Origin of the sequence: Xanthomonas sp. NCPPB 3582, from assembly GCF_041475735.2 — a bacterium.
Taxonomy (GTDB): Bacteria; Pseudomonadota; Gammaproteobacteria; order Xanthomonadales; family Xanthomonadaceae; genus Xanthomonas; species Xanthomonas codiaei.
The window spans coordinates 24,888-37,881 of sequence record NZ_CM192968.1 but is presented as its reverse complement, the minus strand read 5'-3'; the positions used below and the strand labels follow the sequence as shown (position 1 = coordinate 37,881).

At 65.4% G+C, this 12,994-nt stretch carries 10 protein-coding genes; 7 read left to right on the top strand and 3 right to left on the bottom strand.

What is annotated here, in order from left to right; all coding sequences use genetic code 11:
* The first annotated feature begins 265 nt into the window (after positions 1-265).
* Both ACCQ05_RS00165 and ACCQ05_RS00160 read left to right on the top strand, forming a co-directional pair.
* A complete protein-coding gene (locus ACCQ05_RS00165) occupies positions 266-1,747 on the top strand; it encodes a glutamate synthase small subunit GltD family protein (protein ID WP_372392529.1) in 1,482 nt (493 codons plus the stop codon).
* On the top strand, positions 1,744-2,322 hold the full coding sequence (locus ACCQ05_RS00160) for a hypothetical protein (protein WP_372392527.1): 579 nt from the start codon (positions 1,744-1,746) through the stop codon (positions 2,320-2,322). The genes ACCQ05_RS00165 and ACCQ05_RS00160 overlap by 4 nt, the downstream gene beginning before the upstream one ends.
* A gap of 102 nt (positions 2,323-2,424) precedes the next feature.
* On the opposite strand, the gene ACCQ05_RS00155 is transcribed toward ACCQ05_RS00160, so the two are convergent.
* The gene (locus ACCQ05_RS00155) at positions 2,425-3,483 is read right to left on the bottom strand and encodes an NAD(P)-dependent alcohol dehydrogenase (RefSeq protein WP_372392526.1); all 1,059 of its coding nucleotides are present in this window, start codon (positions 3,481-3,483) and stop codon (positions 2,425-2,427) included.
* A 308-nt stretch (positions 3,484-3,791) separates the two neighbouring features.
* Between ACCQ05_RS00155 and ACCQ05_RS00150 the strand changes: the two genes are divergently transcribed.
* The 4 genes from ACCQ05_RS00150 (at position 3,792) to ACCQ05_RS00135 (ending at position 8,474) form a co-directional block, all read left to right on the top strand.
* Entirely contained in the window at positions 3,792-4,868 is a 1,077-nt protein-coding gene (locus ACCQ05_RS00150) for a glycoside hydrolase family 5 protein (protein WP_372392525.1), read from the top strand.
* Between the two features lie 416 nt (positions 4,869-5,284).
* Positions 5,285-6,334, top strand: coding sequence for a glycoside hydrolase family 5 protein (locus ACCQ05_RS00145; protein WP_372392524.1), 1,050 nt, complete (start codon positions 5,285-5,287; stop codon positions 6,332-6,334).
* Between the two features lie 362 nt (positions 6,335-6,696).
* Positions 6,697-7,800, top strand: a complete 1,104-nt coding sequence (locus ACCQ05_RS00140) for a glycoside hydrolase family 5 protein (RefSeq protein WP_228961727.1) — start codon at positions 6,697-6,699, stop codon at positions 7,798-7,800.
* Positions 7,801-8,030: 230 nt separating this feature from the next.
* Complete coding sequence (locus tag ACCQ05_RS00135; RefSeq protein WP_146091951.1) at positions 8,031-8,474, top strand: PepSY domain-containing protein; 444 nt, start codon at positions 8,031-8,033, stop codon at positions 8,472-8,474.
* 311 nt (positions 8,475-8,785) lie between these two features.
* On the opposite strand, the gene ACCQ05_RS00130 is transcribed toward ACCQ05_RS00135, so the two are convergent.
* Positions 8,786-10,597 carry a M28 family metallopeptidase gene (locus ACCQ05_RS00130; protein ID WP_228961729.1) on the bottom strand — a complete coding sequence of 604 codons (1,812 nt, stop codon included), beginning with the start codon at positions 10,595-10,597 and terminating at the stop codon, positions 8,786-8,788.
* Positions 10,598-10,652: 55 nt separating this feature from the next.
* Positions 10,653-11,309, bottom strand: a complete 657-nt coding sequence (locus ACCQ05_RS00125; protein ID WP_372392522.1) for a DUF4097 family beta strand repeat-containing protein — start codon at positions 11,307-11,309, stop codon at positions 10,653-10,655.
* A 97-nt stretch (positions 11,310-11,406) separates the two neighbouring features.
* Between ACCQ05_RS00125 and ACCQ05_RS00120 the strand changes: the two genes are divergently transcribed.
* Positions 11,407-12,705 carry a murein hydrolase activator EnvC family protein gene (locus ACCQ05_RS00120; protein WP_372392521.1) on the top strand — a complete coding sequence of 433 codons (1,299 nt, stop codon included), beginning with the start codon at positions 11,407-11,409 and terminating at the stop codon, positions 12,703-12,705.
* Positions 12,706-12,994: the final 289 nt, after the last annotated feature.

Genomic DNA, 12,994 nt, shown 5'->3' with positions numbered 1-12,994 from the left:
CCGCCTGCGGGAGAGGGGTCGGGGGTGAGGGCTCAGGCCCCGCGCCCCTCATCCGCCCCTTCGGGGCACCTTCTCCCGCACGCGGGAGAAGGACAGCGCAGTCGCAATGCTGGCAGCACATCGTCAGAGTCATCGCAGTGCTCCCCTCTCCCGCCTGCGGTAGAGGGGTCGGGGGTGAGGGCTCAGGCCCCGCCGCCCCTCAATCCGCCCCTTCGGGGCAGCTTCTCCCGCATGCGGGAGAAGGGAATCAGCCACGGATTTTCTTATGAGCCGCAAACAAGCCTTCCAATTCCTCGACCTGCCGCGGACCATGCCCACGCGCATTCCGGTGGAACTGCGTACCTCCGGCGACTGGGGCGAGCTGTACGGTAAGTTCGACAAGGCCGATGCGCAGTACCAGTCCGGCCGCTGCCTGGACTGCGGCAACCCGTACTGCAGCTGGAAATGCCCGGTTCACAACGCCATCCCGCAGTGGCTGCAGCTGGTGCAGGAAAACCGCATCGAGGAAGCCGCTGCGCTGTGCCATTCCACCAATCCGCTGCCGGAAGTGTGCGGGCGCGTGTGTCCGCAGGACCGCCTGTGCGAAGGCAGCTGCACGCTGGAGGAGTTCGGCGCGGTCACCATCGGCGCGGTGGAAAAATACATCGTCGATACCGCCTTCAAGATGGGCTGGCGCCCGGACCTGGGCAACGTGCAGCCCAGCGGCCACCGCGTGGCGGTGATCGGCGCCGGCCCGGCCGGCCTGGCCTGCGCCGACCGGCTGGCACGTGCCGGCATCGCGGCCGTGGTCTACGACCGCTACGAGCAGATCGGCGGGCTGCTGCAGTTCGGCATCCCCAGCTTCAAGCTGGACAAGTCGGTGATTGGCAAGCGCCGCGAGATCCTCGAAGGTATGGGCGTGCAGTTCCGCCTGGGCGTGGAGATCGGTCGCGACATCGGCATCGAGCAGTTGCTGGGCGAATACGATGCGGTGTTCCTGGGCACCGGTGCCTACCGCTACACCGACGGCGGCCTGCCCGGGCAGGACCTGAAGAACGTGCTGCCGGCGCTGCCGTTCCTGGTGCAGAACAGCCGCATCGTCGGCGGCAACGACCCGCACGGCCGGCCGATCGCCGGCTGGGAAGACCAGCTCGCCCTGCCCGACCTCACCGGCAAGCGCGTGGTGGTGCTCGGCGGTGGCGATACCGGCATGGACTGCGTGCGCAGCGCGATTCGCCTGGGCGCGGCCAAGGTCACCTGCGCCTACCGCCGCGACGAGGCCAGCATGCCCGGCTCGGCACGCGAGGTGGCCAACGCCCGCGAGGAAGGCGTGCGCTTCCTGTTCAACCGTCAGCCGCTGTCGATCGAATCCGGCGCCGACGACGAGGCCATCGGCGTCACCGTGGTGGAAACCAGACTCGGCGAGCCCGATGCCAGTGGCCGCCGCAATGCGGTGCCGGTGGAAGGCAGCGAATCGCTGCTGGAAGCGGACGTGGTGATCATCGCCTTCGGCTTCTCGCCCACCCTGCCCGACTGGCTGGCCTCGCAAGGCGTGGAAGCCGGCAGCAACGGCCGCATCGTCGCCCCGGCCGACGGCCACGGCCGCCTGCCCTACCAGACCAGCAACTCCCGCCTGTTCGCTGGCGGCGACTGCGTGCGTGGTGCCGACCTGGTGGTCACCGCAGTGGCCGAAGGCCGCGATGCGGCTGGCAGCATCGTGCAGATGCTGGGTGTGAAAGCGCAGGTCAAGGAGCCGGCTGCGGCGTGAGCGATGTTATGCCACTGAATCAATCACCTCGCCACCTTGAGGGACTTACGACAGCCTCAATCAACGCCGAACGAGCTTTTAAGGCTGCGACATCTTCCGAAAATCTTCACTATCCAGAAGTGCAGCGATATACGTGGGCCGCTGCTGCCATCCTTCACTGCGACATTCTTCGGTACGTTGTTACTTTCGAAAACTCAACCAGAGAAGGACTTGTTCGTTTACTTTGGATGGGTGATATCGTCTCCATGCTCTTTGAAGCCAGGATATGGTTCTATGAAACTGGCCATATGAACTTGCAAACTATCGCATCCGAAAACGGGAACGACGTATCCGCAATTCAGGCTAGGCTGAAAGAACTTAAAAAGCGCTGTCCACTGGCTGGCATCGACGCTTTTTCAAACTTCCGAAACAAGGTTGGTCATCACTATGACCCGTCTTTCGTTGTGCATCTGCATGCCTTCTCGGAGATGGATGCAGATGGCTTCTATGATGTCTTAACCAACTACGCAAAATTCTCTGGGCAATGGGTACTGCTTTGTAAGGATGTCATCAAGCAAGCATCAGGTCGACGTTGACCAGCAGAGATTCTTTCGGCCCGCTACGTATCGCAATACGCCACTGCCTGCGTTTATGGAAACGCAAGCAGTGGTCTCGTTCGGCTGTGGCGCAGTCCCGAATCAGGCCGCCTTATCCAGCGTGGCCATGTCGATCACGAAGCGGTACTTCACGTCGCCCTTGAGCATGCGCTCGTAGGCGGTGTTGATTTCGTCGGCGCGGATGGTTTCGATGTCCGAGACGATGTTGTGCTTGGCGCAGAAGTCCAGCATTTCCTGGGTCTGGCGGATGCCACCGATCAGCGAGCCGGCCAGGGTGCGGCGCTTCATCACCAGGTTGAACACCGCCGGCGACGGGTGCGACTGCTCCGGCACGCCCACCAGCACCATCGCACCGTCGCGCTTGAGCGCATTGAGGAACGGGTCCAGGTTGTGCGGGGCGGCCACGGTGTTGAGGATGAAATCCAGGGTGTTGTATTGGGCAGCCATCTGCGCCTCGTCCTTGGAGATCACCACTTCGCTGGCGCCCAGGCGCAGCGCATCGGCGCGCTTGCCCTCGGAGGTGGTGAACAGCACCACGGTGGCGCCCATCGCCTTGGCGATCTTCACCGCCATGTGGCCCAGGCCACCCAGGCCGACCACGCCCACCTTGTGGCCCGGACCCACCTTCCAGTGCGCCAGCGGCGAGTAGGTGGTGATGCCGGCGCACAGCAGCGGCGCCACCGCGGCCAGGTTGTCGGCGTGGGAAATGCGCAACACGTATTTCTGGTCGACCACGATATGGTCGGAGTAGCCGCCGTAGGTGTTCTCGCCGCCGCCGAACATCGGGCCGTTGTAGGTGCCGGTGAAACCGGCTTCGCAGTACTGCTCTTCACCCTCCTGGCAGGACGCGCAGCTGCGGCAACTGTCGACCATGCAGCCGACGCCGGCCAGGTCGCCGACCTTGAAGCCAGTCACCGCGTCACCGACGGCGGTGACACGGCCAACGATCTCGTGGCCAGGAACCGACGGGTACAGCGTGTTGTGCCATTCGTTGCGCGCGGTGTGCAGGTCAGAGTGGCAGACACCGCAGTAGGCGATGTCGATCTGCACATCGTTGGGGCCAGGCGCGCGCCGTTCGAACACGAACGGTGCGAGCGGCTGGTCGGCGGCTTGGGCGGCAAAGGCGTGGGCTTGGCTCATGGGAAACTCCGGGGGGCATTGGGCCGTGCGCACGAGGTGCGAACGACGGGAAAACAGGCCTGGTAGCTTAAGACAGCGACCGGTTGCGCTCGTGCGACAGTGCGTCTTACCTGTCCTCTTGCGGACGCGACCGTTGGCATAGCATGCGCCGTGCAGGTGTTCTTGCGCGATCAAATCCACGTTGCACGCGTGAATGACGCGCTAACGCGCGAGCTTCTAGTCTCGTCGGGGCACCCATCGCCCTGCACCATCCCACTTGGCCGTGCCCTCCCCCCGCGGCCACCACGTCGATGCCGAAGGAGGCTTCCATGTTCCGCGCTCCCCCACGCCCTGTCCGCCTGCATATCGCAGCGCTGGCGCTTTCCCTGCTTGCAGCGGTACCGCTGGCCCACGCCAAGGAGCCGGGCGGCCCGCACACCTCGCCCACCGGCCTGAAGTACGTTGGCGTCAATCTGTCCGGCGCGGAATTCAATTCGCGCAAGAAGCCGGGCGTGCTGTTCAAGGACTACACCTATCCTGCCGCCTCGGACTTCAGCTATTTCGCCGGCAAGGGCATGAACACGGTGCGGCTGCCGTTCCTGTGGGAGCGCCTGCAGCCCCAGCTCAATGGCGATCTGGATGCGACTCAGCTCGGTCTGATCAAGAAATCGCTGGCAGCGGCCAAGGCCAACAAACAGTTCCTGATCCTGGATCTGCACAACTACGCCAAGTACAACGGCAAGCGCATCGGCACCGACGAGGTTCCCGCCGGCGCCCTGGCCGACCTGTGGCGCCGGCTGGCGCTGGAGTTCAAGGACGACAAGTCGGTGATCTTCGGATTGATGAACGAGCCCAATGGCATCTCCGCGCCGGATTGGGCAGCCGCCGCGCAAGGTGCGATCAATGCGATCCGCAAGACCGGTGCGAAGAATCTCATCCTGGTGCCGGGCACCGCGTATACCGGTGCGCACAGTTGGCGCAGCGCCAGCTATGGCGTGTCCAACGCCAAGGCGCTGGCCATCCTCAAGGATCCCGGCAACCACCTGGCGTTCGAAGCGCACCAGTACCTGGACAACGACTACAGCGGCACCAAGCCGCAGTGCACCAGCGACAGCGTAGGCGCAGAGAAGCTGCGCGGGTTCACCGACTGGCTGCGCGAGAACAAACAGAAGGGCTTCCTGGGCGAATTCGGCACCGCCGACAATCCGGTCTGCGACAAGGCCCTGGAAGGCATGCTGACGTACATGGAGAAGAACAGCGACGTCTGGCTGGGCTGGACCTGGTGGGCGGCCGGCGCGTGGTGGAAGCCGGACTACTTCTTCACCGTGCAGCCGGGCAAGGATGGCAGCGACAAGCCGCAGATGCGCATCCTGAGCAAATACGCACGGCGTGCCGGCAGGCACTGACACCCGTGGAACAGGCGCGTACGGGGCCGGCAAGGCGCTGGCGGTCGCCCGCGCCGTAACGCGCCGCGCAGCGTGCAGGCAGGTGCGCGGCGCGGAGGGGGCGACTAATCGCCCTCGTTGCCAGGTTGGGGCCCCTGGCCTGGCAATCACTTCGGCCGGAGATACTCTGCGCTGCGCCGCGTGCAGGCATGGTGCGGCAGTTGCGACGGACGGCATCGATGTACCCGTGTGGCGATGGCGCATTGCATCGACCACGACCACTCCGCACTGCGAAGTCGCGCACAGCTTGATCCAGTGATACCTCGCATCCGTAGTTGCACGCCATCGATGCGCATACGCTGATGGCGATGTGTTGTGTTGCCGAGCGAAAGGCAGCTGCAACGCATTTCCCCCGCAGATGCTTTAGGAGTTCCCCCATGTCCCCCTCCCCCACCTGGCCGCGCCAGCTGCTGTGCTGTGCGCTATTGCTGTTGTTTGTGGCCGCGCTTCCGCAGGCGCAGGCCCAAAGCGGTGCGTTGCGCTATGCAGGCATCAATCTATCCGGTGCAGAAATCGCCTCGGCCAAACGCCCTGGCATCGTCAATGTCGACTATCGCTATCCCGCCGCCAACGAGTACCGGCACTTCGCCGATACCGGCATGAACGTGGTGCGTTTGCCCATTGCCTGGGAACGCCTGCAACCCAAGGCTCAGGGCGAACTCGATCCCGCCCAGCTGGCATTGATTCGGCAGGCAGTGGCCAATGCCAAGGCTGCCAGGATGGTGCTGATCCTGGATATCCATAACTACGCGAAGTATTACGGCCAGAAGATCGGGACCTCGCGCGTACCGATCAAGACTTTCACCGATCTGTGGCGGCGCCTGGCCGTGGCCTTCAGGAGCGATAACGCGGTGATGTTCGGGCTGATGAACGAGCCTTACGACATCGCTCCAGAGAACTGGGCGGCCGCCGCGCAAGCGGCGATCGACAGCATTCGCGCCACCGGCGCCAACAACCTCATCCTTGTGCCCGGTGCGCTGTGGTCAGGTGCGCATAGTTGGTACTCCACCATCGCCGGACAATCCAATGCCGTGGCGATGGCCGCTATTCGAGATCCGCTCAATCGCTACGCCATCGAAGTGCACCAGTACCTGGATGCCGATTCCAGCGGCACCCGTGCCGGATGCGTCAGTCCCACCATCGGTTCCGAGCGCCTGCGCAGTTTCACCGGCTGGCTGCGTAGCCAGCGCAAGCGTGGATTTCTCGGAGAATTCGGCGCCTCCAGCAACCCGACGTGCATGCGTGCGCTGGACGACATGTTGCGCTACCTGGAAGCCAATCGCGATGTCTGGGTGGGCTCCAGCGTGTGGGCGGCCGGTGTGTGGTGGCGCGCGGATTACCCATTCACGCTACAGCCCGATGCCAACGGGCGCGACAAACCCCAGCTGTCCATCCTGAGCGCGCATGCGCGCCGCGTCACGCGCTGACCGATACCACCGCCGGTTCCCCACGCGATGCCGTCGCGCGACGGCATCGCTCTCTATGAAGTGCGCGCGACCAACGCGTCACCGTAATGGCGCCACGCAACTGGCGCAGCGCGTGGCAACGCCAGCATGTCGGCACTCCCAGCACGCGCGTGGAATCACGCCGTCTTCGATACCCATGTGATACGCCGAACTGAACGTGCTCAACCGCATCGAATGTGCGGCAAGTGGCACTTCTGGAGCGATTCATCGCGGCGCTGCCCTTTGGCACACGTGATGCATTGCAACAGGCAGATGCAGCGCAGCCTGCGCCGATCGCACGCCAACGGGGCTGCGACGCATCTTCCCCGTCCAGGAGTTGCTTCATGTCACGTCTGTCTCTCTCATTGCAGCATTTCGCCGCCGCGTGCGCCCTGTGTTTGCTGTTGCTGGCCGGGCAGTCGCCCGCACAGGCCCAGACGCGCGCACTCAGCTATGCCGGTGTCAATCTTTCCGGTGCCGAATTCGCATCGTCGAAAAAACCCGGCGTACTCAACAAGGATTACATGTACGCCTCGGCGAGCGATTACAGCTATTTCGCCGGAGTTGGAATGAACACCATCCGCTTGCCCATTCTCTGGGAGCGCCTGCAACCCAGCGCGCGTGGCGAGCTGGATCCTGCGCAGCTGGCATTGCTGCAACAGGCAGTGGCGCGTGCCAAGGCTTCCGGCATGTATCTGGTGATCGATGTCCACAACTATGCCAAGTACTACGGCTACAGGATCGGCGGGCCGGAAGTACCGGTGTCCACGTTCACCGATCTCTGGCGTCGTCTGGCGTTGGCGTTCAACAGCGACAATGCGGTGATTTTCGGGCTGATGAATGAGCCCAACAACATTTCTTCCAGCGAATGGGCCGCAACTGCGCAGGCCGCCATCGATGCAATCCGCAGGACCGGCGCCAACAACCTGATCCTGGTGCCCGGCGCACTGTGGACCGGTGCGCATAGTTGGTACTCGCCCACCAGCGACGGTCAGTCCAACGCCACCGCGCTGGCGTCGATCTACGACCCGCTCAATCGCTACGCCTTCGAGGTGCATCAGTATCTGGATGCCGATTCCAGCGGCACCAACAGCGTCTGCGTCAGCGCCACCATCGGCGCGGAGCGTCTGCGTAATTTCACCGAGTGGCTGCGCGCCAATCGCAAGCGTGGCTTTCTCGGCGAGTTCGGCACGGCGCACAACGCGGTCTGCAACGCCGCCCTGCAAGGCATGCTGGCCTACATGGAAAGCAACGCCGATGTGTGGATGGGCTGGACCTGGTGGGCGGCGGGCTCGTGGTGGAACCTGTCGTATGCCTACAACGTGCACCCGAACAAGGACGGCACCGACAAGCCGCAGATGACCATCCTGTCGCCGCAGGCAGCGCGCGCAACACGCGCACCGGCCGCTGCGGCGCGCGCGCCGGCCGCTGCAAAAAAAGCCCGCTGAGCGCATCGACCAGACCGCCGAAGGGCGGCCTGGTTGCAGCCGGCCATGCGCGATGCGCACGCCGAAGTGGCAATCCAAGCGGTGCACGTCGTGACTCAGCGATGACAGCGTGGGCCGGATGCACAGCGCCTTCAGTTAACTGAACTTTGCTTGCCGCCTTGGCGATCTCTTCACCCTTTCACGATATCGGCGCAGCCAGCATGGCTCCACTTCAACAGCAGGAGCCTCTCATGGCACATCGCATGATGACCACCGCATTGATCGGCGCATTGACCCTGGCCTCGCAGGGCGCGTTCGCACAGGACGCCGCCAAGCCGGCCAAGGCGCTGACCTCCACCGAAGTCACCAGCATGCTGACCGCCAAGGGCTACACCAAGGTGCACGACGTCAAGTTCGAGCATGGCGTGTGGACCGCAGATGCCCGCAGTGGCGACGGCAAGGATGTGGACGTGCACATCGATCCGGTGACCGGCCGCGTGTACGGCGATCAGACCACCTCGCGCCTGAGCGAGGCCGATGTACGCGCAGCGCTGTCCACCGGCGGCTACAGCGATGTGCACGACCTCAAGTTCAAGGACGGATTGTGGAAAGCCGATGCCAAGCGCAACGGGCAGGAGGTCGAGCTGCATGTCGATCCGGACGACGGCCATGTTGTCAGCGTCGACGGCGATTGAGTGCGGCGGCTTCATGCCAGCACGCTGAGTGCGTGAGGCGTTGCTGCTCGTGCTGCAGGCGCTGCGACCGACCTGCCACGATGCGATCGATACATGCGTGTCTGCCGCGGCAGCTACGCATTCCTAGACCGGCGGCGTGGCGTCTCACCGCATCGCTTGGCCAGCAGCCAATGCATCACACTACCCCGGCAACGCAAAGGGCCTCCCAGCGGAGGCCCTTTGCGTGATGCATTCCACGTCTCACCACCCACCGCGCGCGACTCTTTCGTGGCTGCGCCGCCACAGTCGCGGCGGCGGCGCAGCCGCAAGCGTCAGCGCGCGGATGAGGCCTTGTTCGTTTCCACAGTCTTGCCGCTGGTTGCGCCAGGCTCGCCGCCGGCTGGCTGCGCCGTGCTCGCACTGGCGGCCGGCTTGCCGGCCATCATGCGGTCGCGCGCGGCCTTGAACGGATTGCCGGCGTACCAGTTCGGCCAACGTCCACCCGCCGCCACTTCCTTGCCCACGCCATACATCGCCTGCAGGTCTTCGATGGTGCCATCGAGTTTCCAGGTGGCCGCATCGTATTGATCGCCGGGTGCATGGTAGCGATGGCGGCCGTAGTCCTCGGCCGCCGCACGCCCGGCCGCGGTGCCGCCTTCGCGCAGGTCTTCCCCGCCGTCGGCATACAGGGCCGGCACGCCGGCCTTGGCGAAGTTGAAATGATCCGAACGGAAATACGAGCCGCTTTCCGGTGTGGCTTCGGCATGCAGGCTGCGGCCCTGCATCGCCGCGATCGGCTTGAGGATGTCCTCCAGCTCCGAACTGCCCATGCCCACCACCGTCATGTCGCGCGCGCGGCCGGCCACCGACATCGCGTCGATGTTGATCACCGCGGCGATCTTGTCCAGCGGGAAGCTCGGGTTGGCGACGTAATACTTGGAGCCGAGCAGGCCGGACTCTTCCAGGGTCACCGCCACGAACACCACCGACCGCTCCGGCTTGGGGTCCTGGTGCGCGAACGCATCGGCGATTTCCAGGATGCCGGCCACGCCGGTGGCGTTGTCCACCGCGCCGTTGTAGATGTTGTCGCCGCTCTCGCCCGCATGCTTGCCCAGGTGATCCCAGTGCGCCATGTACAGCACCGCCTCGTCGGCATGGCTGGTGCCCGGCAGCACGCCGACCACGTTGCGCGAGGTCTTCTCGGCGATGCTGCTTTTCAGGTCCACCGACCAGCTGGCCTTCAACGGCACCGGCTTGAAGCCGCGCTTGCCGGCGTCCTTGTACGCCTGCGCCAGATCCAACCCGGCATCGGCGAAGAGCTGCTTGGCGGTGTCGGCGCTGATCCAGCCCTGCACCGGCAGGCGTGGGTCCGGGTCGTCCTTGGCCGGCAGGTCGTATTGCGGGCCGGACCAGGAGTTCTTGACCACCTCCCAGCCATAGCTGGCGCCAGGAGTGTCGTGCACGATCAATGCGGCGGCCGCACCCTTGCGCGCGGCTTCCTCGAACTTGTACGTCCAGCGTCCGTAGTAGGTCATGCGCTTGCCGTCGAACAGCTTGGCATCGCCAGAATGGAAGCCGGGGTCGTTGACGAACATCACCACCGTCTTGCCCTTCCAGTCCTGGCCGGCGTAATCGTTCCACTGCTGCTCGGGCGCATCCACGCCGTAGCCGACGAACACCAGCGCGCTGTTGTCCAGCTTGACCTCCGGCTGGCCGGTACGCGTGCCCACCACGATGTCGGTACCGAAGGCGAGGGTGCGGGTCCGCTCGCCGCTGCGCAGGCTGGGCGCGGTGGCCGCATCGGCGGTGGTTTCCACCATCGGCACGTCCTGGAACCAGCTGTCGCCGTTGCCCGGCTGCAAGCCGATGCGCTGCATCTGGTCGCGGATGTAGGTCACGGTCTTTTCTTCGCCGGGCGTGCCCGGGCCGCGGCCTTCGAAGTCGTCCGAGGCCAGCGTCTTGACCAGCTCGGCAAAGTCACCGGCGGTCAGCTCCGGCGAGAACGCGTGCCGGCTGAGCGGAGCGTTGGGCGCAGCGTCGGCTGGCGTCTGCGCCGCCGGGGCGGCCGGCGCATCGACCGATTCGCGCTTGCAGCCGGCCATGGCCAGGGTCGCGGCCAGGCACAACAGGATCTTGCGGGGCATCGGAACTCCTCGTGCAACGGAGTTCCGATCTTAGAGCGTCCGTGTGGTGAGCGCGTCAGTCCTTGGGCGCCACGTCGCTGTCGAAGCTGCGGGCAGTGGCTCCGCTGACCGTACCGATCTTGGCGCTGCGGTGCACGTATAGATCCACCTCGCGCTCGAAATGCAGCGGCCCGTCGACCACGGCCTTGGGGCCGATCACCACGCGCGGCTTGCGCGCCGGCTTGAACGAAAAACCGAAGTTCGGCTTGGTCACCTGGATGCCGCCGCGCACATGCGAATCTACCCCGACGGTGATGTCGCCATTGACCGTCTCGATACCCTTGCCGAGCTCGGTGCCCACCAGGCCGATGCTGCCGTTGACCGTTTCCACCCCGCCGCTGATCTGGCTGCCGCGCTCGGTGAGGATGCTGCCGTTGACCGTTTCCAGCCCGCCGGACACGGTTACTTTCTGGCCCAGGGAGATCGCGCCGTTGACCGTGGACACGTCGCCGGTGCGTGCGCCATTGCCGATCTGGATACCGCCGTTGACGGTCTCCACGTCCTTGGTCTGCGCGCCGGCACCGACCTCGATCGCGCCGTTGACCGTTTCCAGGCCGCCATACACCTTGCCGGCTTCGGCGCTGATGCGGCCATTGACCTTGCTGATGTCGTCGTCGGCCCAGGCGCTCGCGCAGGCCAGGGACAACGTCAGGAGAAGAACTCGGGGCTTCATGCTGAACCTCGCGCGGTGGCGGCAATGTGGGACGTGGCGGCGATCACACCATGGGTGGCTACAATCGCGCACCTGCCTGAAGTCACTGGATCGTTCGTTGGCCTCTTCGCCCGCATCGCTGCCGCGCCCGCCGTTCGCCCTCGCCAGCGGCCGTGGCCGCGCGTGCTTGGCCGCGGCCGCGTTGGCGTGCGCACTGCTGGGCAGCGCCGGCGTGGCAGCGCAGAGCCAGCGCGAGACCGAGCGCAAGCTGCAGCAGCTGCGCGACGAACTCAAGACCATCAGCGCCGATCGGCGCGAGCTGGAAGGCAAGCGCGGCACCGCCGCCCAGCAGCTGCGTCAGGCCGATGAGAAGGTCGCCAGGGCCGCCCGCGCGCTCAGCGAAACCGAAGCGGCGATGCAGACCCAGCAGCAGCACCTGTCCACGCTGCAGCAGGACCGCGCGCGCCTGCAGCGTGGCCTGCAGGGCCGGCGCGCGCAGTTGGCCGCGTTGCTGCGCGCCGCCGACCAGGTTGGCCGCAATGCACCGTTGAAGGTATTGCTATCGCAGGACACCGTGGGCGATGCCACGCGCATGCTGGCCGACCACCGCTACGTGCAGAACGCACGCGCGCAGCAGATCCATGCCCTGACCAGCCAGCTGGACGCATTGGCGCAGGTGGAACAGGACATCGCCAGCCGTCGCCAGGCACTGGACGCTGCGCACGCGCAGCAGAAGGCGCAGGCTGCAGCCCTGCAGAAGGATCGCTCGCAACAGGCCGCCACCGTCGCGCAACTGGACGACCGCTACAGACAACGCGCCGAACGCGAAAAGGCGCTGGGCCAGGACGCCAAGGCGCTGGAGCAGCTGCTCGCCAATCTGCGTGCCGCTGCCGCCAAGGCCGAAGCCGAACGACGCGCCGCGGCCAAGCGCGCCGCCGCCGAAGCCGCCGCCCAGGCCAAACGCAGCAAATCCGAGCGCCCCGAGCGTGCCGGCAAGACACCGCCCAAGGTCGTGGCCAGCGCGCCAGCGCCCAAGGTGGGAGGGCTCAGCTGGCCGGTGTCGGGCAATCTGCTGGCGCGCTTCAACGCCACCTTGCCCGATGGCCACACCAGCAAGGGCGTGTTGATCGGTGCGCCCAAGGGCACCACCGTCAGCGCGGTGGCCGATGGCACGGTGGTGTTCTCCGACTGGATGACCGGCTACGGCATGATCCTGATCGTCGATCACGGCAACGGCTACATGAGCCTGTACGCGCACAACGACACCTTGCTGCGCGATGCAGGCGCGGCGATCAAGCGCGGCGATGCGGTGGCCAAGGTCGGCAGCTCCGGCGGGCAGGGCGTGCCGGCGCTGTATTTCGAATTGCGCCGCAACGGCCAGCCGGTGGATCCGTCGAGCTGGCTGCAGCGCCGTTAGTCGCCGCGCGCGATGGCGGTGATGGGGAGCGCTTGCAGCCTTCCAGCAGGGCACAGGGGCGATGCTGCCGGCGGTGTGACCGCCGGGCGCCTTGCCTGCCAGATGCAATGCGTTGCGCCAGAGCAGCACCACGACACAGGGCACCCCGTCCGCTACCGGCCTTGCAGCTGGCTGCCCTGCAACCGCCTGCGCAATGCCCGCGCAATTCAACGCGGATTTACCGCTGCTTCGCGCATAATCCGGTCAGCCCCGCGCTGCGGGGCGTCTTATCTCTTTGTCGGAGTGCTTC

What these genes read in the sequence shown, in the direction of transcription:
- ACCQ05_RS00165 (WP_372392529.1), top strand. Translation starts at nt 266, where the DNA reads ATGAGCCGCAAACAAGCCTTCCAATTCCTCGACCTGCCGCGGACCATG.
- ACCQ05_RS00155 (WP_372392526.1), bottom strand. Translation starts at nt 3,483, where the DNA reads ATGAGCCAAGCCCACGCCTTTGCCGCCCAAGCCGCCGACCAGCCGCTC.
- ACCQ05_RS00150 (WP_372392525.1), top strand. Translation starts at nt 3,792, where the DNA reads ATGTTCCGCGCTCCCCCACGCCCTGTCCGCCTGCATATCGCAGCGCTG.
- ACCQ05_RS00145 (WP_372392524.1), top strand. Translation starts at nt 5,285, where the DNA reads ATGTCCCCCTCCCCCACCTGGCCGCGCCAGCTGCTGTGCTGTGCGCTA.
- ACCQ05_RS00140 (WP_228961727.1), top strand. Translation starts at nt 6,697, where the DNA reads ATGTCACGTCTGTCTCTCTCATTGCAGCATTTCGCCGCCGCGTGCGCC.
- ACCQ05_RS00135 (WP_146091951.1), top strand. Translation starts at nt 8,031, where the DNA reads ATGGCACATCGCATGATGACCACCGCATTGATCGGCGCATTGACCCTG.
- ACCQ05_RS00130 (WP_228961729.1), bottom strand. Translation starts at nt 10,597, where the DNA reads ATGCCCCGCAAGATCCTGTTGTGCCTGGCCGCGACCCTGGCCATGGCC.
- ACCQ05_RS00125 (WP_372392522.1), bottom strand. Translation starts at nt 11,309, where the DNA reads ATGAAGCCCCGAGTTCTTCTCCTGACGTTGTCCCTGGCCTGCGCGAGC.